Annotated in this window: 16 protein-coding genes; 10 read left to right on the top strand and 6 right to left on the bottom strand. The window is 44.2% G+C overall.

Going from position 1 to position 21467, the window contains the following annotated elements; translation table 11 throughout:
• The first annotated feature begins 303 nt into the window (after window positions 1–303).
• Both JK628_RS16470 and JK628_RS16465 read left to right on the top strand, forming a co-directional pair.
• Complete coding sequence (locus JK628_RS16470; RefSeq protein WP_202285956.1) at window positions 304–1146, top strand: HDOD domain-containing protein; 843 nt, start codon at window positions 304–306, stop codon at window positions 1144–1146.
• 128 nt (window positions 1147–1274) lie between these two features.
• Window positions 1275–2768, top strand: a complete 1494-nt coding sequence (locus JK628_RS16465) for a putative bifunctional diguanylate cyclase/phosphodiesterase (RefSeq protein WP_202285954.1) — start codon at window positions 1275–1277, stop codon at window positions 2766–2768.
• Here the strand turns inward: JK628_RS16465 and JK628_RS16460 are convergent.
• Entirely contained in the window at window positions 2765–3211 is a 447-nt protein-coding gene (locus tag JK628_RS16460; RefSeq protein ID WP_202285952.1) for a thioesterase family protein, read from the bottom strand. The two genes, JK628_RS16465 and JK628_RS16460, sit on opposite strands and share 4 nt — an antisense overlap.
• 190 nt (window positions 3212–3401) lie before the next feature.
• Here JK628_RS16460 and JK628_RS16455 point away from each other — a divergent pair, with 190 nt between their 5' ends.
• From JK628_RS16455 to JK628_RS16420, 8 genes are all read left to right on the top strand, one after another.
• A complete protein-coding gene (locus tag JK628_RS16455; RefSeq protein ID WP_202285950.1) occupies window positions 3402–3842 on the top strand; it encodes an OsmC family protein in 441 nt (146 codons plus the stop codon).
• A 334-nt stretch (window positions 3843–4176) separates the two neighbouring features.
• On the top strand, window positions 4177–7272 hold the full coding sequence (locus tag JK628_RS16450) for an EAL domain-containing protein (RefSeq protein WP_202285948.1): 3096 nt from the start codon (window positions 4177–4179) through the stop codon (window positions 7270–7272).
• Window positions 7273–7440: 168 nt separating this feature from the next.
• Entirely contained in the window at window positions 7441–8781 is a 1341-nt protein-coding gene (locus tag JK628_RS16445; protein ID WP_202285946.1) for a DEAD/DEAH box helicase, read from the top strand.
• A gap of 771 nt (window positions 8782–9552) precedes the next feature.
• Window positions 9553–10026, top strand: coding sequence for an energy transducer TonB (locus JK628_RS16440; RefSeq protein ID WP_202285944.1), 474 nt, complete (start codon window positions 9553–9555; stop codon window positions 10024–10026).
• A 49-nt stretch (window positions 10027–10075) separates the two neighbouring features.
• Window positions 10076–10204: a hypothetical protein gene (locus JK628_RS23475; protein WP_272931630.1), complete on the top strand. Its 129-nt coding sequence runs from the start codon at window positions 10076–10078 to the stop codon at window positions 10202–10204.
• Between the two features lie 336 nt (window positions 10205–10540).
• Entirely contained in the window at window positions 10541–10876 is a 336-nt protein-coding gene (locus JK628_RS16430; protein ID WP_202289936.1) for a hypothetical protein, read from the top strand.
• Window positions 10877–11071: 195 nt separating this feature from the next.
• Entirely contained in the window at window positions 11072–12205 is a 1134-nt protein-coding gene (locus JK628_RS16425; protein ID WP_202285942.1) for a CobW family GTP-binding protein, read from the top strand.
• Between the two features lie 237 nt (window positions 12206–12442).
• Window positions 12443–13564 carry an energy transducer TonB gene (locus tag JK628_RS16420; protein WP_202285940.1) on the top strand — a complete coding sequence of 374 codons (1122 nt, stop codon included), beginning with the start codon at window positions 12443–12445 and terminating at the stop codon, window positions 13562–13564.
• A gap of 105 nt (window positions 13565–13669) precedes the next feature.
• Here JK628_RS16420 and JK628_RS16415 read toward each other — a convergent pair whose 3' ends face one another.
• The 5 genes from JK628_RS16415 to JK628_RS16395 all read right to left on the bottom strand — a co-directional run bounded on the left by JK628_RS16415 (window position 13670) and on the right by JK628_RS16395 (window position 21389).
• A complete protein-coding gene (locus JK628_RS16415) occupies window positions 13670–14239 on the bottom strand; it encodes a LutC/YkgG family protein (RefSeq protein WP_202285938.1) in 570 nt (189 codons plus the stop codon).
• A gap of 4 nt (window positions 14240–14243) precedes the next feature.
• The gene (locus JK628_RS16410) at window positions 14244–15617 is read right to left on the bottom strand and encodes a lactate utilization protein B (protein WP_202285936.1); all 1374 of its coding nucleotides are present in this window, start codon (window positions 15615–15617) and stop codon (window positions 14244–14246) included.
• A gap of 8 nt (window positions 15618–15625) precedes the next feature.
• The gene (locus tag JK628_RS16405) at window positions 15626–16369 is read right to left on the bottom strand and encodes a (Fe-S)-binding protein (protein WP_202285934.1); all 744 of its coding nucleotides are present in this window, start codon (window positions 16367–16369) and stop codon (window positions 15626–15628) included.
• A 444-nt stretch (window positions 16370–16813) separates the two neighbouring features.
• On the bottom strand, window positions 16814–19633 hold the full coding sequence (locus JK628_RS16400; protein ID WP_202285932.1) for an FAD-binding and (Fe-S)-binding domain-containing protein: 2820 nt from the start codon (window positions 19631–19633) through the stop codon (window positions 16814–16816).
• Between the two features lie 112 nt (window positions 19634–19745).
• Window positions 19746–21389: an L-lactate permease gene (locus JK628_RS16395; protein ID WP_202285930.1), complete on the bottom strand. Its 1644-nt coding sequence runs from the start codon at window positions 21387–21389 to the stop codon at window positions 19746–19748.
• Between the last annotated feature and the right edge of the window lie 78 nt (window positions 21390–21467).

The raw sequence follows: 21467 nt of genomic DNA, 5'->3' as shown, positions 1-21467 counted from the left end.
CTTTTTTGCACCATTTACATTTTATTAAAGCGATTATCTAAGTATTAACCCTATATTGCTATTTTGCACGTGTCCGTATGCTTTCAGCAGATATAGCCATCCTACTTAAATTCCCACTGAATTCTGCATCTTCAGGTAGGATGGGTATATACTCGACGAGCTGCAGATTAATACGAGTAATATCAGCATTGTCTCCAAAGGGAATAACCATTTCTTCAACGATGCGCCTAAAATTGAAGAGCCCTGAGAGAGCTCTGAATTGAATATATATTTAGTGGAATTGGTATAATAAAGGGAGTAAAGATGTCCAAAGAGCATCAAGTATTGGTTGGTTTGTTGAGAAAATTAAAGGCAGATTCATTAGTGTTGCCAACCTTACCTGAGGTGGCTATGCGCGTTCAGGAAGTTGTTGGCCGAGAAGAGACTAGTTTGAAAGATGTGGCTAATATCATTGGCCAAGATCCCGCCATTTCTGCACGAATTATTCGTGTCGCCAATAGTGCAATATACAGCCGCGGCGTTCCAGCGGGGAATGTTAATGCCGCCATAAGCCGTATTGGCTTGGCCCAGATTAAGACCATTGTGACCTCTATTGCGATGGAACAGCTATTCATATCAACGAATGAGATGGTATGGGAAGTGATGGATGAAGTCTGGAGCACATCTGTTGATGTGACCTCTGTAGCTGTGGCAATTTTGCAGATCTATAACCGTACTCATCCAAATAGTGGCCTAAATGTCGATACCATGACGCTTGCAGGGCTGGTGCATAATATTGGTGCTTTACCGGTGTTGACTGAGGTTGAAGCCGATCCAGAACTCATCAATGGGATCGATCAACTGCGGGCGTTAGTGCGTAAGTTACAAGGACCCATTGGTCGGGCCGTACTTAAAAGCTGGGCTTTTTCACCCAGTGTAATGGAAGTCGTTGAACGTTGGGCTGACTTGTCTTACACCTCAGAGCAGGTTGGCTATCTTGACTTTATTCGAGCCGCGGCACTCTATACCGGAGAGTTACGTTCAGGGAATGAGTTACAAGCGAGGCTAGCAGCGTTCAGCGCGAAGGGATTACCCGTGTCACCCGAGGTGTTAGCAAGTGATGAATTTTTGGATACATATCATTCGATAAAGAACAGTTACGAGTAACCTTTGTGATAAAGACTAAGCTATAGTCATAAAGCGGCGATACTATTACCGCCGCTTATATGTCGGTTAGGATATGTCGCTACAACAGATTAAAACACAGCAATTTTAAAACGGTAAAGTTATCATTAATGGATGAATTTGGATTACTCTCGATAATATGTACTGTACTCATAGTGCTGTTAGTTGCCCTGTTTTTACATTTTTTATTTTATCGTCGTCATCTGAAGCGTTTGTGTTTATCTTTTAATAACCAATCTAATGACCACCACTTAACCGTGTCGAGTGTGCCAAAAACTTTGCGGGAAATTGAATCGCTGGTATCGCAGTTACAACAGCGGCTACATCAAGCAGGACACGACAAATTAACCGGACTGGGTAATCGCTTAAGTATGAAGCAAAAGCTTGCTGAGCTGATGCCACTAAAGCAGGGCAGTTTAGTACTACTAGATATCTATCGATTTCGCTATGTAAACGATCTGTTTGGCTTTAGTTTTGGGGATGAGCTGCTAAAACAAATTTCCTCCAGGATTGAAACTTATTTCCCAAAAAACACCACCATTGCCAGAATGAATGAAGATGAATTTCTCATCTATATTCCCACGGGTTTTACCGACCCAGACCTCACTGCATTAATTGCCTATTTACAGCAACCCTACACCGTTCTTGAAAGTCCAATTTCCGTGCGTATTCAGCTAGGGCATCTAGGACTCGAACTATTCCATGGCGAGATCAGTACCATGTTACGTCGGCTCGATCTGGCGCTTAAAAAAGCAAAGTTATTGAACCTAGGAATTGCACATTATTCTGCGGGTGATGACGAAGTGCAGATAAGAGAGGTGTCGATTATTAATAGCTTGGCTAAGGCGTTACAAGATGGCGAGCTTTATATGGTTTATCAGCCAAAGCAAAACTGCCTAACGGGTAATTGTGATCAGGTCGAAGCATTAATGCGCTGGAAACATAACACTTTAGGGGTTATCTCTCCGGCAGAGTTTATCCCGCTTGCTGAGTATGCGGGTATGATCGATATGGTGAGCCAGTGGGTATTAGATCAAGTGGTATTGCAGCAAGCTAAATGGCGTGAGATGGGAGTTGTTTTGCAAGTGGCGGTCAACCTGTCAACACAAGACTTAAAAAACCAATCTTTGATTGAAGAGATAGAAGCCAGATTGGAAAAGTATCAACTGCCCGCCAATGCGTTATCAATCGAATTAACTGAAAGCAAACTGATGGAAGATATCGATAACGCGGTGGTTGTTATCAATCGGTTGCGTCACATTGGAGTTGATATTGCTATAGACGATTTCGGTACAGGCCACTCATCTTTGGCCTACCTCAAGTATTTACCCGTCGATGAGGTCAAGATAGATCAAGCCTTTATTGAAGGCTTAGACACTGATAAGCACGCTAGACATATTATGGATACCAGCATTCGCTTAGCCAAAGGGTTAGGCTTTAAGGTCACCGTAGAGGGCGTAGAAACTGAATCGGTACGGCAGATTATTATCCCGATGGGAGTCGATAAAATTCAGGGTGATATATTTGCAAAACCACTAACTCCGGCCGACCTTGAAATCAGCTGGCCGAAGCTTAGTGGCATATCGCCCGAAGCCACTTGCTAGAAAGTGACGGGTTGAGAAAAGGCCTCAGCTAGACGCTTTATCAATATCGGTGGCATTGGGCTTAGTTGGCGGTTTTTATTCATGCACACCATCTCAATTTGCGCCGTTACCGCTGCTTTTTTAGCATTTGGGCGCCAAATCTCCTGTAGCCAGACCGTGCGATACTTACTTTCAAAGTAGAAACGCGTCCTAATGTCGATAATATCAGCAAACTCTACCCCATCATGACAAAGCATATCGCTCCGATAAACGGCAAAGCCCAAATCGTGCTCATCCCATAAGCTGGCAAGGCTTTTTGCACCGATCACATGTTCTCGAGCCCGTTCAAAATATTTTAAGAAATTAGGATGGTACACGACACCCGAAAAATCGGTGTCTTCATAGTAAATTTGTACCGGGAAATTAAAGGTTTTACTCTGCTGTACTGACTTAGTTGCGGGCATATTTATTCTGGTCTAGTCATAGATGGTGATGAAAGTAGCGCTAGCTTATCATAGGAAGGCATGCGTGTTTTAATCTCACACAAGAGCAATGCCCTTATTAATACTTAAAAGTGTGAGATTAATTTGAGTTTTCGATTACACATCCATTAGAATGTTCTCATTGAAATAAATCTAATGGAGCAGGAAGGATATGGCGGACAAGATTGTAGAAGTAAATACTCAAATGGGAGAGGGTTGGAAAATCAGCGCGCAGATCCGTGAGCATCAATTAATCATCGATCAACCTACCGCAGGTAATGATGGTGCTAATCCATTGGAGACGTTTATTTTTTCACTGGCGGGCTGCATTTCAACCATCGCTAAAATGGTGGCTAGAGAGCAAAGAATTGACCTGCAACAATTTAATATATCAATGAAAGCCCAGATTAATAGTGCTGGATTGTTGGGGAAACCTTCCGATGACCCTGTTGGTTTTAAGGTGATCGATATTATCGCTACAATGGATGCAGCCAAAGATGATATTCAACTTAGCCATGAGCAGAAAAGTACTTTTTTAGATACTGTTTGCCACCGCTGTCCGGTTCACGATAATTTACTTAAGCCGACACTGGTAACCCACGCAGCAGCTTAGTCCTCGTCCAGAATTGTTAGCCCTGTTGCCCACAGCGCAGTGGGGCTGTTTATCTAATGTATTACCTTGCCATTAAGTCGATTTTAATCTGCTAAATTACCTCTCAGTTAACCACGGTGCTTTTTAAATTGTCTGGTTAATTTAACCTCTAACGTCGTCATTTTTAGTTATCTAATCTATTATAAGTGTTATTTCTGGATGACTATAAATTAAACAATCATGATTAGGTGGCTTTAATATAAAATGGGGTTGCGCTAGAGATATTATTTCAGATCTATTCTGCTAGAATCTTTGTAACCCTTAGTCAATTGTTTACACGGATGAATCGTACTTTATGGAGCAAAGTTTAATTTTCTCACTTATTCAAAATGCAGCATTGCTATTGGCTATGGTGTTCGTTTATGACGCGTTTCCCCGCAGTCATAAACGAGAGCTGGACGTGCTCTGGCGAATCGGGATCGGTGCCCTTGTTGGGGTTATTGCTGTTTCAGTGATGCTAAGCCCTTGGCAATACAGTGATGGTGTTTTCTTCGATTCGAGAACGGTAATTCTTGGTATTTCAGGCATGTTTTTTGGTGGTGTGCCTACACTCGTTGCCGTGCTAATTAGTGGCCTGTTCCGCTTAAGTGAGGGCGGGGTTGCGGTCTGGTCTGGTATTGGCACGATAATGACGTCGGCGTTAGTGGGCTATTTGTGGGGGAAGTATCGCAAAGGCGATATTGGTGATATCCGCTTTAGAGAGCTGCTGGTATTTGGTTTTAGTCTGAATATATTGGTTTTGCTTTGGGGGCTAGTGATGCCTCTAGACATGGCTTTTTTAATGCTTAAGCAGATCACTTTACCCTTTTTAATTATATTTCCAATCACCACTGCTTTGTTGGGGATGTTGTTATCTCGACGGATTGAAATAGAGAGAGATCAAAAGATAAAACTGCAAGACCATCTGTTGTTTAAGTCTCATTTTCAAGCTGGCAGCATGGGGATAGCGATCACAGATAATCAACACCAATGGATAAAAGTAAACCCAAACTTATGCCATATGTTGCAATACAGCGAATCGAAACTGCTAGACCTTTTGTGGTCAGACTTGATCCATAGTAATGACTTTAACCTCTATCAGTACTATTTCTCAAACATGTTGGCGGGGGAGAGCAACGAGTTCGAACTTGATATTCGATTTATCGCGAGCGATGACTCAATTGTATATACCCATATGACGGTGGCGTGCCAGAGAAACCAAGGCAAAGTAGAATTGGTGATTACTGGTTTATTAAACAGAAGTTCGCAAAAGCAAGCTGAAATGGCAATGTTAGCCAGTCAAGAGCAGTTGGCTTTGGTCCTAGATAGCAGTGAGTTAGGTTTTTGGGATTGGGATATTGCTAATGATAAGGTCGAACGCAATGAACTCAGTGCCAACTTACTAGGCTGCGACGTAGCTACCCTCAATAATAACCCCAAACTTTGGATGCGTGCTATTCACCCTAAAGATAGAGTGCGGGTGCTTAGCTCGATAGATGAGCATATAAGTGGTGTCAGTGACCAGCATAAAATTGAATATAGAATGTACTCATACACGGGAGAGATCCATTGGATTTTGGATTCAGGAAAAATTGTTAGCCGCGATGAAAATAATAAGCCATTACGTATGTGTGGTGTGCATGCGGATATTACCGATAGTAAACGGGTTGAAGAATCATTGAAACTAGCGGCATCGGTTTATAATAACAGTAGCGAAGCCATGAGTGTGCAAGATGAGACTGGCACTATCATCAACACGAATGCCGCTTTTTCTGATATTACTGGCTATAGTGAAGCTGAAATTAAGCATCAGAATATTCAGCTTTTACAATGTAATCGAAACAATGGTAGTGCCTATGATCTGATGAACTCGTCAGTAGAAAAAACAGGCCGCTGGCAGGGCGAAATGTGGTTAAGGCGCAAAAGTGGTGAAGAGTTTATCGTGTGGTTAACCGTTAACACCCTGTTTGATTCCGAGGCTCAAACAGAGCGTCGAGTGGCACTTTTTTCAGATATCACCGATAAAAAACAGGCTGAACAGATCATCTGGAAGCAGGCAAATTATGATCCTCTTACTGGATTACCTAATCGCCGAATGTTGCTCGACTATCTTGCCGGCGAGATATTAAAGTCCGATCGGCGAGAAAAGCACTTTGCCTTGATGTTTATTGATCTCGATTACTTTAAAGAGGTCAATGATACTTTAGGCCATGATATGGGGGATTTGTTGTTAACCGAAGCAGCGAAGCGTCTGAAGAGCTGTATTCGAGATAGCGATGTTGTTGCGCGGCTCGGTGGTGATGAATTCACCGTGGTGCTTGCTGGGATCACCGATATAAAAGGGGTTGATAAAGTAGCTCAGAATATCCTTAGCCGCATTGCAGAGCCTTTTAACCTAGGTGAAGAGAGCGCCTATATTAGTGCCAGTATTGGTATTACACTTTACCCTGATGATGCCGCAAGTATTGAAGGGTTATTGAAACACGCTGACCAAGCGATGTATGCCGCTAAAGATCAAGGTCGAAATCGATTCCACTACTTTACCCCTTCGATGCAGCGTAATGCTAAATATCGTATGCGGCTAATTCAAGATCTCAGGTTGGCGATTTCAAACCAGGAGTTTGAGTTATATTATCAGCCGATCGTTTGTTTAGCGGATAATCAGTCGATAAAGGCGGAAGCACTAATTCGTTGGAATCACCCGAAGCGTGGCCTAGTGTCACCGATAGAGTTCATCTCTGTCGCTGAAGAGACTGGGTTGATAGTCGAAATCGGCGATTGGGTTTTTCAACAAGCAGCGCGTCAATGTGCACTTTGGCGTGATAGGTTTGGGGTGGAAGTACAGATCAGTATTAACAAGTCACCAGTGCAGTTTAGAGATGAGGGCGACAGCTTTGAATCTTGGATCTCATTGCTTAAAACGCTCAAACTTAGCCGAAACTCTATCTGCATCGAGATCACTGAAGGCTTGTTGCTTGATAGCAATGAGACTATTTTTCATAAACTCGACCAATATCGTGCTGCTGGAATGCAGATATCTCTTGATGATTTTGGTACCGGCTATTCCTCATTAGCCTACCTTAAAAAGTTTGATATCGATTTCTTAAAAATAGATCAGTCATTCACTCGCAATATAGACAGTAGTAGTGATGACTTTACTTTGTGTGAAGCTATTATTGTGATGGCGCATAAACTTGGGATGAAAGTGATTGCCGAAGGTGTTGAGACCGATTACCAGCGACAGGTATTAGCAGACGCAGGTTGTGATTATGGCCAAGGATACCTGTTCTCAAGACCTGTGCCAGCGGAGCAATTTGAAACAAGTTGTATTATTCCAGCGATAAAAAAGCGACTTGCAGAATCACAAGACAGTAAAGTTACTGCTGTTGAGACTTATGCCAAACATAAGTAATTTAGGATTGCCGTTATCTTTTACCTTTAATAGGTGATTGTGGCCTAGGTAAAATGGAGAGCTGCCACTGGTTCACAACGCCCGGCTATATTATCTGCGCTGGGTTTTTGGTAGACTCCGCGCTCACTTTTATTCCCTGCACTCCAATCTACAAAAATTGAGCTAACCATGAACTTTGATGCATTCGATTTACACCCCCACATTTTAGATGCAGTCTCTGCGCGCGGCTACCAAGCGTTAACTGAAGTACAAGTACAAGTATTGCCAGTGGCTATGCAGGGAAAAGATATCATGGCATGTGCCCAAACTGGCACCGGCAAAACCGCAGCATTTGCGTTGCCTCTGCTAAATACTCTCACTAAGCAGATTGAATATCAGCAAAGTGACGCAGCAGAGGAATCGCTTGGCGAACTCAAGGCTGAGCTGAGAGTGTTAGTGCTAACACCAACTCGTGAACTTGCGATTCAGGTTGCCGAAAACATACAAGCCTATGCACAGTTTTTGCCATTTAAAACGGCGGCAGTTTATGGCGGCGCAAACATGAACCCGCAACGCAAAGCGGTGCAAGCTGGCGTTGATATTCTTGTGGCTACTCCGGGTCGATTGTTTGACCTTATCGGCCAGTTTGGTTTGGACCTGTCCAATGTTAGCCATTTAGTGGTTGATGAAGCAGACCGTATGCTAGACATGGGGTTTGTTAGAGATATTGAAAGAGTAAAAAAGTTGGTGGCCCGTGAGCATCAAACACTCTTTTTCTCGGCGACCTACAGCGAAGATGTTAAAACGCTGGCGCAGAAGATGCTTATCGCACCGGAGTGGATTAATGTGGCCACTGCGCCAACGGCCAGCAAAATTACCCAAGAGGTTTATTTAGTCGATAAACGCCGTAAATCAGAGCTTTTATCTGAACTTGTGGGGCGTAATAACTGGCAACAGGTTTTGGTCTTTGTTAGCACCAAAGAGAGCGCAGAACATCTACACACTGAGCTTAAGCTTGATGGCGTAAAAAGTGCAGTATTTCATGGTGATAAAACGCAAGGTTCAAGAAACCGCGCCTTAGAAGAGTTTAAATCAGGAAAACTAAGAGTCATGGTGGCGACCGACGTTGCAGCTCGTGGCCTCGATATCGAAGCACTGCCATTGGTGATTAACTTTGAGCTTCCTTTTGCTGCCGAAGACTATGTCCATCGAGTGGGTCGTACTGGCCGAGCGGGTTTATCTGGCCGTGCCATATCGTTTGTATCACCGCAAGATAAAGACATGCTGCAAGAGATTGAGCAGATCATCGAGCTGACGCTGCCATCTATTACGCTACCGGGATATGAAGAGGGCGCACCTTTACCCGCCCGTTATCGCGATGTCGTGACCAAGGCAGTGAAAGAGAAGAGTCATAATAAACGTAAATATCAAGAGAAAAGACGCAGTGAGTCTAAAGCGGGTCAAGCTAAAACTGGCCAAAGTCACGGTGATAAAAATCGTTATGGCCGCAGTAAGAGTAAAGCTAAGTAGCGCTACTACGATGATGAGATATGTCTGTCTCATCATCGTCTTGTTACAAATTGCCACCTAGGTTGGCTAACAGGGTTTTGGACAAATATGGATTACCTTCTGGCAAAGGTGGTTCAAATGACCTGCGGTGGTGCTGGACAGGAAGTCCGAATGTCGTGATCACATGGTCGATGATGTTCCCGAAATCATAACGACATTTCCGATATCCCTATGGGTCAGATGTGATTTAGCTTCCCTCTAAGTGGCTCCAATCGCCTGCGGCAGGCGTATGTGCAGACGCAACAGAGGCACGCTTTGCGCCGTCCATGGCCGCTCTGCGGTTTCATCCCTGAAACCGAAGGCCTCAGCTGCATCTACACTGGGATATAAAAGCGCAAACTCTCAGCATTTGAGTTTTCTGTGCTAATACAGAGAATTGTAGCCTTCCAGTAAACGCCAGAACATAAAGATATTTAAACTAACGTGCAGAATCAAATCTTCCCCGTTGGAAATTTCGCTGTTTAAATTTCGCCGGGGCGCTGAGGGTTCTACTCTTATGAACTCAAGAGCGGGGACAAGCGCTGTGCCCCTTAGCTCTACTCTTGATTACAAGAATGAACGAAGCTCCACGACTTTGATTTGGATTTGACAAAACAATAGCTGCTATAGCAGTCAGCAGTTTATTGCTAAGCAGATGAAAAGAACTAACGATTATCAGTCTTTGTTAACATTATTGTTTGTGAGATATTGCTTAGCTCTGTTCTTGAAACACTTTAATCAAAAGGAATGATTTTGAAATCGCTATCAATACCGTTAATACTGCTACTTTCAGCTTGTACAGCTACCGCTACTTCTTCAGATACTCAACCTGCTCAACTGAACTATGTCGATTTGACCTTAAAAGCTAATAAAGAAAAGCTCGCTAACTATTGGATTGTTGCTACTACCATTGAACCAAAATATCCAGTATCTGCCGCTAGAGACGGTATATCAGGCTGTGTTGATTTGATTGTTGGAATTAACTCTGAAGGCAAATTGCAAGGCTATAAAGTTCGCTCATCTTATCCTCAGGGAGTGTTTGATGAAAGCGCGGCTGCGGCAATTGCAAAGTGGCGTTGGAGTGCGGCAAAAGCAAACCCTGAAGGTAAACCTGTGCTTACTTCTTACCAACTGGATTTCACTTTAGATTATGGAAAAGAGACGTCGTCAAAGAGTAGGTTGCGTAAAGATAAATTCTTAGCACACTGCGGTAAAGATAGGGTTTAGACGAAACTACATCCATCGACTTCTGTTGCTTTTAACCAAGGAGCAGCAATTGCAATCTAAGTTACTAAAAATCAAAATGATGCCGAGTTCGCGTACTCATCTAGCTAAGCTCATTGGCTTTATTGAACAGAATATAGCACCGTCAGAATATGAGATGCGACAGAAAGGCTATTATTGAGATTCGGTATTTATTGAATCGACTGCAGAATGTGGTTATTTGTATATAGTCATCAAGCTGGTGGACTTTTCTAAAATAATGATCGATGACGATGAATTAGTAGCGACTCAATTTCGAGATGCTTACCATTGCTTTCGCGGTCAATGTTGGGCAGCTGATGGATATATAGATATTGAGCCAGTAGCGTGCTTTAACTGTGCGATGCTGTTTTGCATCTCCCGAGCTTAAAAGGTAGCCAAACTATGTTGCAGGTCAGTGGGATAAGGCGTGTTATGCTGTTACTTTAAGCTCACTCTGCCGCTGAAAATGGAGAGAGCATTGAGCATAGGAAACCGATTGAGACATAGTAAGCTGTTAAAGCGAATAACGCATTCAGGCGGGAAAGTACTGGTTATATTGCTGTGTTTTTTTGCTGTTGCTTGCAGCGATGCTCAACAACAGAGTCCGTCTGCTCAGCAAAAAACAGTACAGAGTCTGTGTAATCAAGCATGGTTTGAAAAAGTTGATAGACAGATAACCAGCGGTGATAGTCAAGGCCACGGCCCTGATTTAGGCTCGATAGAGTGGCGCTCAGTAGTGGAATTTAAGTTAGGAGTTAGAGGCGATGAGTCATTACCTGCTGTCGATTCAGATCCTTGGTGCGCTTATATTGACCAGTATTTTATTAAGTAGCTTTATTTTGGAGCAGCGGGCTAGTGAGATAGTTTACTGCCTTGCATAAGCTACAGTTTCTCCGACGTTTTGGCCGTTATAAAATATGTGTGCCTAAGTGGAGGATTTTTGACTTAACAGCTGTCTCCCCAGCCGTGACATTGACCTTAGATCCCGATTAGAATCTCCAGTATCGTGCGTTATAGAGCAACTCTTATGATCCAAAAAATAATTCCGACTAATATCATTACTGGTTTTCTTGGTGTCGGTAAAACCTCATTCATTAAAAGTTTGCTTAGTCAAAAACCGGTTGATGAAGTGTGGGCGGTATTGGTCAATGAATTTGGCGAAATTGGTATTGATGCCGGCCTGTTAGGTAGCGAAACACAGCAGATACAGATTAAAGAAGTGGCGGGAGGCTGTATGTGCTGCGCTGCCGGGTTACCTATGCAAGTGGCAATTAACCAGTTAATCGCTAAAGCGAAACCAGATAGATTACTTATCGAACCAACAGGGCTAGGTCATCCGCGAGAGGTGCTGAAGGTGCTAACCCAAACGCATTATCAGCAAGTGTTAGCGATGAAAACATGCATCACGTTAGTGGATGCCAGAAAGCTCAACGACAGTCGCTATACCGAACATGAGATTTTTAATCAGCAGTTACAAGTGGCAGATCTGGTATTGGCGAGCAAAGCGGATTGTTATGATGAGCCGCTTATCGAAACATTATCGGACTACATAACTAAAGTCGATAATAGTGCTTTTGACCGTACTCCAGAGAGGAGCTTTAACCATGGTTCAATTAAAAAGAGTCAACGCAAGCATGTTGCGATTGAGCCATGGAGTACCCGACAGGTTAAGCAGTTAATGCCATCAATATTGGCACTGCTCGATCAGCCTCATGTACCAGTAGCAGAGCAGCGGCGACCGCAAACTGTAAACATCTCTCCCGCCACCATAAAACAACCGACACGACTTTTAGATATTAATTACAGCCCGCTGTTCTCTAAAGAGGTTGAGCCACAACAAGTAGATTTTGATGAGCACGGTATTATGTGCAAAACAAAACATGCCGACGGCTTTTACAGTTGTGGTTGGGTATTTGATTTAAGCTATGAGTTTGATTTTGACAAATTATTGCGCTTAATTAAAAGCCTAGAGGTTGTTCGCCTTAAAGCGGTGATGATTACGGAAGAGGGGATTGCTGGGTTTAATGCTGTGGAGTCAGAATTGTCAATCGTTGAACTTGATGATGCGATGGACTCAAGAATTGAATTACTATCAATGTCAAAAATAGACCGTGAGGTTATCGAACAGACACTAGTGTCCGTTTGTTCACGTCTGAGCTAATAAGAATCTGTCAATATCAGCTTTCACTGGGAATGGCTATTTCAGCTAAAGTGAAGTGCGTAAATGCTTATTATCAGCGAGGGAAAATGGATATACACCGGTTAATTTATTGTTTTATGATAATTAGCTGTAAAAGGAAGCATCAAAAATGTAGAGTGCGAAAAGGAATCGTTATCGTTGAATAGCCTTGCCATTTTTTAGGTGATAGCAAGTTTGCGATATGAGTTTATAAACAGGATGTTAAAAATGAAGTTATTTCCCAAAGCAATATTGATAGCGGCATTGTCAGTTTCAATGTTTACGGTAAGTCCATTATCAGCCTCTGAATTTGGTGATACTTACAAAGCCTACACCGCCGCAGTCGCTGCAGATAACAGTGCTGATATTGAGTTATATGCACTCAAAGCCTATCAGTTAGGTAAACAAAAATTTGCTGCAGATAGCCTCGATATTGCAATGCTAGCCCTCAATGGCGCCGACGCTTTAATTCATAACCTTCCACCCAATACCTACACTGAAGAAAATGCAGCCAAGGCCAAGGTATTGAAACAGCAAGCGTTTGAACTTTATAAGGTTGCACTGGTTAACTACAAAGAACATTATACTGATGAAGCGGTTGAGTTAATCGATCCCTTGATGGGATTAGCTGATTCTAGCAGTAAGAAGGACGCCCGAGAGTACTTGGATGATGCGTTAGATATTGCAGAAAAGTCAGGCAATGCGATGCTACTGGCCGATACACAGATGGGCTATTTTAAAGTGCTATCAGCTAGCCGATATTACACCCGCACGGTACGTAATCATGTGCTGAATGCCTATGAAGCTTACCAGAAGTTACTGCCCGAAAACTCAATGAAACGGGTACAGACTGCATTTACCGTTGGTTCGATTGAGTATGCGGAGAAACATTTCGATAAAGCAGAAACAGCATTATTGTATGTGATTGAGCAGTTTGAAGCTTTGGAGTTTGATCATCCCTATGAGCTTGCAGCTCACGCCAAGTTGGTTGAGATTTATGAAATACAAGGCGAGAGTGAAAAATCGACTCAGCACTGTATCGCTATCGGTAGCATGAAACCTTGGAATGCTCAGCAGGAACAAACGCCTCTGTTTAGAAAAGAACCAATGTATCCGATGTCATACTTGCAGAGAAGAAAGGAGGGCTGGAGTCAAATTAGCTTTACTGTTAATGAAATGGGCTTTGTGGTTAATCCGGTCATTCTCGCTTCAAAAGGTGGCTCTGGTTTTAACAAAGCCTCACTTGAAGCGCTAAAGAAGTGGCGTTACGCGCCTAAGTTTGTTGACGGTAAAGCGGTAGCTGCAGAATCGTCAGTGCAGTTAGATTACACGATACAGTAATAGTACTGTTGTAGAGAGAGATATAAATGAGGTGACTCGATATGAGCACCTCATTTTTTATTGGCGAAAGCCTGCTTGAATCGGCTAGAGTTGAATTAGCTAAGTTTAAGTTAGATACACGTTTAAACTACAGGCGCCATGTGCACCCACTACCAGTGCTTGTTCAATATCGGCTGTCTTTGACGGCCCTGCGATATAGGTTCCAAACTCGCCAGATGCTAATGTGATTAAATTAGCCGCTTGATGCATATTAGCGACAATGCTTTTAGCCTCGATGACCAGCAATAGATTCTCGCAAATAAAGGGGGTAACTCGGTGGCCAAGGTTCTTATTATTTACCCAGATGGCACCATTTTCGGCTACTCCTACATCGCCGGGGATCACGGCATAGTCGATATCTCTTAGTTCATGCGCTGTTGCAGTGACCTCACGGTTACCTTTAATACCATCAACCATAGAGATAACTTGCATACCTTGAGCGATATGCTCATCTACGGTGGCTTGCAAATTTGTTAGCCCGCCATCGCGATGCAGTGTGCCTGCAACCGTAGTTAAACTCGCCTCGAACTGGCCGACTAAATCATCTATGCGTGGTGCAATATTAAAACATGGCATAGGTTGTGGTGTAATCGCTACACTTTTTAGCGCATTAAAAATTTCTAGTTTGCTAGACATGCTATTAACCTCTGTTTTTCTTAAACCAAGCTTCAAAACTTGAGTTCGGTGCTACGGGGAGTTCGCGATATTTACCCCATGCGCCAGAGAAAGGCTTCAATAAACTGCCTGGGAGTATTTTTAACGCGGTTCTGGCCATTGCCATTGAGCAGTTGAGTGCCGTTTCGCTGGCCATAAACTTGCCGACCAATGGCATGTAACTGGATTTACCGTAAGGTAGCTTTCCTGCTTCCGCTTTGAGTCTTCTATGGTGGTGGATAATCTTGTCTAACGGCACTTTTGTTGGGCAAACGTAGGAGCAGCTACCACACAAGGTACAAGCCCAAGCGATAGAGTTGGTGTCATCATGTTGAGCCCCAACCGCGATGCCGATAGGGCCTGGAATGGTGTAGTTATAGCTATAACCACCTGAGCGTCGGTAAACAGGGCAAGTATTTAAGCAGCCACCGCAACGAATGCATTTTAGTGATTCTGCTAAAATTTTGTCTTTGAGCATGTCGGTACGGCCATTGTCGACAATAATCACATGCATCTCGCCGCCGTCTTGCGGACCGCGGTAGAATGAGCTGTAGGTGGTGATCGGTTGGCCGGTAGCATTTCTTGCTAAGGTGCGTAGTAATACCGCGGCACTATCGAGATCGGGTACTACTTTATCTATTCCCATTGAGTGCAACTGCAACTTAGGCAAATTGGCGCCCATGTCGGCATTACCCTCGTTAGTGCACACCACGACGGCGCCTTTATCAGCAATCGCCATATTCACACCGGTCATTGCAGCATCGGCAGACAGAAACTGTTCACGTAGATGGCGACGAGCCGCACGGGTTAAATAAAGGGGATCGGAAGCGCCAGCATCAGTGCCAAGCTTTTGGTGGAATAAGTCACCCACTTCCTCTTTCTTCATATGGATAGCGGGCACCACAATGTGCGATGGTGGCATTTTGGCTAGCTGAATAATACGCTCGCCTAAGTCGGTATCGATAACTTCAATACCACGCTCCTCCAAATAGGGGTTCATGTGGCACTCTTCGGTGAGCATCGACTTAGATTTTACTATCTTCTTTACCTGATGCTTTGCCAATATCTCATGCACTATACGGTTGTGCTCTGCACCATCTTTAGCCCAATGCACCTTGATATCATTCTTAATACAGTTTTGTTCAAACTCTTCTAAATACTCGGCTAAGTGGGTAAGTGTATGCAGTTTCATCTCTGAGCCAATTTGGCGTAACTGTTCCCATTCTGGAATGCTTCCGGCAGCGCGGTCGCGTTTTTCGCGCAGAGCCCACAGTGCTTTTGAGTGCCAATCAACGCGAGACTCATCTCTACAGAATATCTCAGCTTTATGGGCATGAACGTTAGATGTTGAAGTCGACATATATGCTCCTAAAGTGCTGCGTTAATGATTTGCGCTATGTGGCGAGTTTCTATCGGCAATTTTTGGCGTCTGACCATACCGTCAATATGCAGTAAGCAAGATGGATCGAATCCAACGGCATATTTGGCACCTGTAGCAGCGTGTGCTTGTGCTTTGTCTTTACCCATTTTGGCCGATACCGCACCTTCATCAACGGCAAAGGTGCCGCCGAAGCCACAGCATTCGTCTTGTCTATCAGGATAGACAATGTCGATTTGAGGAATTGCAGCAAGCACAGCTTCAAACTTGTTCATACGTGGTCCCATCTGCTCGCTTGGTGTGGCCAGCTCCAGCATACGAATACCATGACAGCTCATCTGTAGGCTGATTTTGTGCGGGAATGGTTTACTAAAAGCGGGGATCGGCGCAACATCGTGTAAAAACTCAGTCAACTCATAGAGTTTTTCAATCACAGCTTGCGCTTCTGGGCTATCGTCGAACTCGTGAAAATTCTCTTTAGCAGCCACTAAGCATGATGCAGCAGGGCAGACGATGGCATCGCATTCAACGCCTTTAAAGGCATTGAGCAGTTTTAATGTGGTTTTCTTGGCTTCGTTAAAGCAGCCTGAATTAGTCATTGGTTGGCCACAGCAGGTTTGACCAGCAGGCAAGATGACTTGGTGACCGAGCTTCTCTAGTAGTTCAAGTGTAGCGATCCCGACTTCTGGAACCATTTGATTTACTAGACACGGAATGAAAAGTGCTATCTTCATTGTGCATTCTCTTCTATTTGCAGACATTGTTTGTATTTTAGCGAATTTAAGAGCCGCAAAAAGCCTGCAAGAAGCGGACTTTAATTTAACTCGGTATTCGCTTTAGGTTTTTCTCACCCGTTCAATATAGGCTTATAACCCTGTAAAAAGTAGTGCTAATTTAGCAAATAAGATTAACTATTTTTGCAAAAATGAAAATAACGTAGGTGTTTGTATAATAAGGTTATATTGAGTTAAGGCTCTAATCTTAAATAGCTAAAGAATTAAAAGTGAATAGGGGGGCGAGCCCATATGTTGATGAAAAAGAAAACAATTCGGGGCAAAGATTACCCCGAATTTTATAGGGCGTGATTAGCTACTCTCGAGTTTAATGAGTTTCTATTCACCCCCTTGAGCTGAAAGTATTTAAATTTGCTATCTGTGGGATTGACTAATCTACACACTCTAGCGAGTACACTCCTCGAGTAGGTAAGCAAGATGACGATACGACACACCGCTATGCTGAGTTAAACCCACTTCGCACATACGGTTAGCGTAATAGCCCTCTTGCACATCAGTTGGAATAAGTTTTTTGATGTTACGCAGTGCGCTGGCGTTAATTTCAGGTTTATAAAGCCCTTTCTCACCGGCATAGCCACAACAATCGATTCCGGCAGGTCGAATGACTTGACCGCTACATGCCTCGATAATCGCTTCCATTTTAGCTTCAACCTGCATCTTACGAGCGCTACAGCCTAAATGAAGCGCTACCGCAGCTTTCTTGCGGGTAATGGTTAACTTATTGAGCAAATTGTCATGGATGAAATCAACCATATCCACAATCTCAACCTTGTCAGCTAACGATATATCACCTGCAAGTGTGCGGTAGGTACAAGATAAGGCGTCGATAATGACAGGTAGCTTGCCGCCTTGAGTCATCGCTGCAACAGCTTCAATGAGCTCTTTGCGTTTAGCATCGGCATTTTTAAAGTCACCTTTTGATTCCCACATTTGCCCGCAACATAAATTGCGGGTTTTCTCTGGGGTAATGACGTTATAGCCTGAACGCTCAAGCAAGGTGACGACGACCTCCGGCAGGGTTCTATTATCAGGGTCTTTCGGCGTTGGACCAAAGGTACGTCCTCCGCAAGCTGGGAAGTAGACCACGGTTTCCTGCCCAGGTATCGGTGCCGATAATTCAGGTAATTCCCCCCCTTTAGGGAAATCAGGATTCCAGTAAGGTACTTCTTTGGTTACCACTCGACCCGCTTTCATAATGGCGCCAGTGATGCCACTGCCAGTGATTTTATGAATGGTGCCGAGAACATTGAAGCCTGTGCTGATGATTTGGTTCACGGCGCCAAAATGGTTAGCTTGGAAGTCGAGTACCTTTTGCTCCGTGGTACTGATGTATGGCGTTCTAAGCTTACGCACGAGTTGACCCATACTGTTATCTACTGGGCAAGCTATGGTACACAGCTGACAAGCGGCGCAAGTATCGACCACATCGTACTTTGCTGCTGCACGCATCTCGCTAGCGGCTTGTTTATCGCCTGACTGCTCAAGGCGTTCAATTTCACGCAGCGTCGCAATACGTTGGCGTGGTGACATACTTAAAGCCGATGTTGGGCAGGTCTTCTCACAGAAACCACACTCTATACACTTATCGATAAAGTCATCAACGACAGGACATGGCTTAATGTTTTTAATGTGAATTTGGCTGTCGTCGTTGAGAATGACGCCAGGGTTTAACAGGCCTTCTGGGTCAAATATTTGCTTAATGCGCTTCATTAAGGTGTAGGCATCGCTGCCCCATTCCATTTCAACAAACGGTGCCACGGCGCGTCCGGTACCGTGTTCGGCTTTCATTGAGCCATCGTACTTGTTGATCACCATCTCAGCAACATCCTGCATAAAGGCGTGGAAGCGCTCAATGTCAGCCTGCGTATTAAACGTTGGCGTGATAATGAAATGGAAGTTACCGGCTAAAGCATGACCATAGATAACGCCTTCTGGGTAGTTATGCTTGGTGAATAGTTCAGTTAGATCGTTCGCCGCCTTAGCAAGATGTTTAAGCTCAAAGGCGACATCTTCGATAATAACCGAGGTACCTTTAGGGCGCTGCCCACCAATAATGGGGAAGAGTCCCGAGCGCATTGCCCAATATTGACCGAATACTGCCGGGTCGTCACTGAAGGCAATAGGGCGCTCGGTTTCAATATGAGCTAGCTTGGCAATAACGTCGTGAGTATACTTTTCAAGAGTGTCTTTATCGTTAGCGCGAGATTCTATTAACAATATCGAGGCACCTTCAGGTAGCTCTGATAGCCACAGTGGCATTCCCGCTTTACCTGTTACCGCCTTAATTGATGCCCAGTCGAGTAACTCGGCTGCAGCAACGCTCTTACCGACCAAAGGCGGAATCGACCTTGCAGCATCTTCCATATTGAAAAATACCGCCATAGCTGAGGCTTTAAAGCGTGCTTCATCAACGGTGTTGTAGGTGACCTCTTCAACAAAGGCTAATGTCCCTTCTGCCCCCACAATGAGATGGTTGATAAGCTCAAACGGATCGCTAAAGTCGACTAATGCATTAAGGCTATAACCTGTGGTGTTTTTGATGGAAAACTTTTTACGAATGCGGGCTGCGAGTGTTTGATTACTCAGTGTCATCTCCGCCAAGTCGAGCAATGACTTGATAAGGTCAGGATGTGATTGAGTAAAAGCGGCTTTTGATGTTTCGCAACCAGTATCAAGCTCGGTACCGTCGGCAAATAACAGTTTTGCTGAGGCGATGGTTTGATAGCTATTTTGTGCTGTTCCACAGCACATACCTGAAGCGTTGTTTGACACTATTCCGCCAATCATTGCTGCTGTAAGTGTGGCTGGATCTGGGCCGATTTTTTTATTGTGCGGTTTTAAGGCTGCGTTTGCATCTGCGCCAATAACGGCAGTCCCTAAGGCGATTTTGCTGGCATCATCACTGACAATCAGGGTTCTAAAGCCATCATGGCCTAAGATAAGCAGAATGCCTTCTCCAATCGCCTGTCCTGAAAGGCTAGTGCCTGCTGCTCTGAATGTGACCGGGGCGCCATAGGTACGGGCGATAGCAAGGGTGCGTTTCGCTTGTTCTAGCGTTTCGGCATGAACAACAATTTCAGGTACGATACGGAAATAACTTGCGTCAGTTGACCAAGCAAAGCGGCGCACAGGATCATTCGTGGCGGCGTCTTCACCAATTTGCTTACGTAAATCTCTTAATAAAGCTTCATAATTGACCGACATTGATTTATCTCTACACACTTGCTTGAGCGAATAAAGCCGCAGCAGATGCGGCTTCTCGATATTATTATTCTATTTTCTATTTTCTATTGCTGACTTTTAACTTTAGCTGAGGTTAAAAACCACCCCAAATTGCGGCGATGGTACCTGCGACTAAAGCATAGCCCAGTGCAACCGGCATTGTCTTACGGATAATTTCAGATTCGCGTCCAGCCATCCCTACAACCGTTGCCGCTGCCACCACATTCATTACGCACATCATGTTACCAGCGTTAGCGCCAATACCTTGCATGGCTAAAATTAACCCATGGTTGGCACCAATATTGTCAGCGACACTGTATTGCAGACCCGAAAACATCATATTTGAGAAGGTTGCAGAACCCGATAGGAAGGAGCCAAAAATACCGACAATGGGCGATACCCAAGCCCAAACAGCACCCATGCTGCCTGCTAATGTATCGGCGAGCGCGACTGGCATAGAGGCTAGACCTGATGTGTTCTCACCAGAATTTAGGAAAATCTTCACCATAGGTACTGATGCGCCTAAAGAGATAATAGTCGGTACCATAGATTTACAAGACACTGAAATGGATTCTTTAATCGCTGGAGATTTCATTCTAAAGAGGAAGAAACCTAAGATACACACGAATACGAAGAAAGCGCCTGGTGCATAAAGTGTTGCAAAGCCCGCTTTTAGTTCAGTGCCCAGTAGGCCGGTCCAGCTAATATTAAATCCAGTCAACCAAGTTTTTAACGGCGCTACAGTACGAGAAAGAACAAGTAGCGCAGCCATAATGATGTATGGCGACCATGCTGCAATTTGCGAGAACTTAGCTTTAGTGGCAATTTCTTTACGCTGTTGACCATCATTTTCGGCAAAGTCATTCCATGGATCTTTCGGTAATAGGTAACCTTTCTTGGCCACAGGGATAACAATCGCCATCCCGACGAGGGCACCAATGACTGATGGGAACTCAGGACCGGCAAAGTAGTTGATTAACCAAGCCGGTATAGTGAACGAAAGACCAGCAAAGAGAGCGAACTTCCAGATGGCTAAGCCCTCTTTAAATGACTTATTACGACCAAAGAAGCCGGTAAGAATAGCCACCATGGTTAATGGAATAAGCGTACCTGTGATTAAGTCGATAGTGATCATATGCATTGCGATGAACTGTGCGTAATCCGCAAAACTGCCACCGTGCTGCGCTATTTGTTCGGCAGCCATATTGACGCCGCCTTGAGTGAGACCTTGGTCCATACCAAATAATACCGGTAGACCAATCGCCCCAAATGATACGGACGTAGAGTCAGCAATCAGCGCGACCACAGCTGCTGCGATTGGAGGAATACCCAGTAACACTAATAGTGGTGCGCTAATCGCTGCTGGGGTACCAAAACCTGCTGAGCCTTCAATAAACGAGCCAAATAACCAACAGATAATAATGACTTGTACGCGAGCATCAGCACTAATGTTGGTAAATCCTGCACGAATAGTATCCATTGCGCCAGAATATTTAAGGGTATTAAGTAGGAAAACAGCACCAAAAATAATGGTCAATGGCGTTAAGGCTGAAAGCAGGCCTTCAACCACAGAGGCGGCCAGAAAAGTGGTATCCATTTGCCAAACAAAGACAGCTGCCAGTCCGGTGAAAACCATGGAAATGGGCATTGCTCTTGATGCTGGCATCCGTAAAAGCACTAGAAATAGCATCACGCTGATAATCGGCGTTAAGCTTGCGAGTAGTTGAATAAAGGTCATGCTTGCCTCGTTTTATATGGGTGACGAACTGCAATTGTTGGTAGCCGACTCACTGTTAATTATTGATTCTGGTCGGTT

The sequence above is a fragment of the Shewanella sp. KX20019 genome, from assembly GCF_016757755.1.
Taxonomy (GTDB): domain Bacteria; phylum Pseudomonadota; class Gammaproteobacteria; order Enterobacterales; family Shewanellaceae; genus Shewanella.
This window is presented reverse-complemented; position numbering and strand designations above follow the sequence as displayed.

Excerpts from the sequence above, each read along its gene's own strand:
- JK628_RS16470 (WP_202285956.1), top strand. The coding sequence starts at position 304 with ATGTCCAAAGAGCATCAAGTATTGGTTGGTTTGTTGAGAAAATTAAAG.
- JK628_RS16465 (WP_202285954.1), top strand. The coding sequence starts at position 1,275 with ATGGATGAATTTGGATTACTCTCGATAATATGTACTGTACTCATAGTG.
- JK628_RS16460 (WP_202285952.1), bottom strand. The coding sequence starts at position 3,211 with ATGCCCGCAACTAAGTCAGTACAGCAGAGTAAAACCTTTAATTTCCCG.
- JK628_RS16455 (WP_202285950.1), top strand. The coding sequence starts at position 3,402 with ATGGCGGACAAGATTGTAGAAGTAAATACTCAAATGGGAGAGGGTTGG.
- JK628_RS16450 (WP_202285948.1), top strand. The coding sequence starts at position 4,177 with ATGGAGCAAAGTTTAATTTTCTCACTTATTCAAAATGCAGCATTGCTA.
- JK628_RS16445 (WP_202285946.1), top strand. The coding sequence starts at position 7,441 with ATGAACTTTGATGCATTCGATTTACACCCCCACATTTTAGATGCAGTC.
- JK628_RS16425 (WP_202285942.1), top strand. The coding sequence starts at position 11,072 with ATGATCCAAAAAATAATTCCGACTAATATCATTACTGGTTTTCTTGGT.
- JK628_RS16420 (WP_202285940.1), top strand. The coding sequence starts at position 12,443 with ATGTTAAAAATGAAGTTATTTCCCAAAGCAATATTGATAGCGGCATTG.
- JK628_RS16415 (WP_202285938.1), bottom strand. The coding sequence starts at position 14,239 with ATGTCTAGCAAACTAGAAATTTTTAATGCGCTAAAAAGTGTAGCGATT.
- JK628_RS16410 (WP_202285936.1), bottom strand. The coding sequence starts at position 15,617 with ATGTCGACTTCAACATCTAACGTTCATGCCCATAAAGCTGAGATATTC.
- JK628_RS16405 (WP_202285934.1), bottom strand. The coding sequence starts at position 16,369 with ATGAAGATAGCACTTTTCATTCCGTGTCTAGTAAATCAAATGGTTCCA.
- JK628_RS16400 (WP_202285932.1), bottom strand. The coding sequence starts at position 19,633 with ATGTCGGTCAATTATGAAGCTTTATTAAGAGATTTACGTAAGCAAATT.
- JK628_RS16395 (WP_202285930.1), bottom strand. The coding sequence starts at position 21,389 with ATGACCTTTATTCAACTACTCGCAAGCTTAACGCCGATTATCAGCGTG.